Source organism: Paenibacillus sp. GbtcB18 (assembly GCF_019091125.1).
Classification (GTDB): domain Bacteria; phylum Bacillota; class Bacilli; order Paenibacillales; family NBRC-103111; genus Paenibacillus_F; species Paenibacillus_F chitinolyticus.
Genome location: NZ_JAGXJX010000085.1, coordinates 1 through 733, shown reverse-complemented (window position 1 = coordinate 733; position 733 = coordinate 1). Strand labels below are relative to the sequence as shown.

Sequence of the window (733 nt, the reverse complement as noted above, 5' to 3'; positions counted from 1 at the left end):
AACAGAAAGTATGTTTTATGTACTTAGTAAGTATGTAAAACATACTTTTAAAATAGTAATTTCATTAGTTGTTTTTTCCATTCTAGGTTATTTGGATAGTATTTATATGCCATTTAGATTTCCGTGGGGAATGGATGTGGCTTTAACTAGTACAGTCTTTTTTGGGATTGGTTATATTGTCAAAAAAAATATTAAACCTCTTGAAATTAACAGTATATTTAAAGTTAGCTTAATTATTGTTTTAGTGTTCTTATTAAGTATATTAGAATTGTTAATTTGTAAGTTAAATGGAAGAGTTGACATGAATCTTAATGAATATGGAAATTATGCCTATTTTTATTTAGGAAGTTTATTGGGGATTTTTTGCTGGATAATATTCTCGAAATTCTTATCGAATATAAACTTTATTAAATATATTGGTAGAAATTCATTACTTATTTTAGCTGTTCATCAAACATGTATTATGTTTGTTAAAGTAATTTTAGTTTTCGGCTTTAAAATAAATCTAAGTAGTACCTTAGATTCATTTTATTGGGCACTTTTTTATACTGTTGGAACTATATTAATAGCATTTCCAATAATTATCATTGTAAATAAATATGTCCCTTTTATGGTGGGGAGAAAATATAATTTAAAATGAGTTTTATTTAGTAGTAATTAAAGTGTATATACTCAAGATTACCTTGTAGAATCGATATACATATAGTGAAGGAGAAAAGTGATGGAGATTTAT

At 24.8% G+C, this 733-nt stretch carries 1 protein-coding gene; it reads left to right on the top strand.

Annotated features, from left to right (window positions below; translation table 11 throughout):
* Positions 1–640 (top strand): acyltransferase family protein (locus tag KVT34_RS29620; protein WP_369016300.1); only part of this gene is annotated, 640 nt, incomplete at its 5' end.
* Positions 641–733 lie beyond the last annotated feature (93 nt).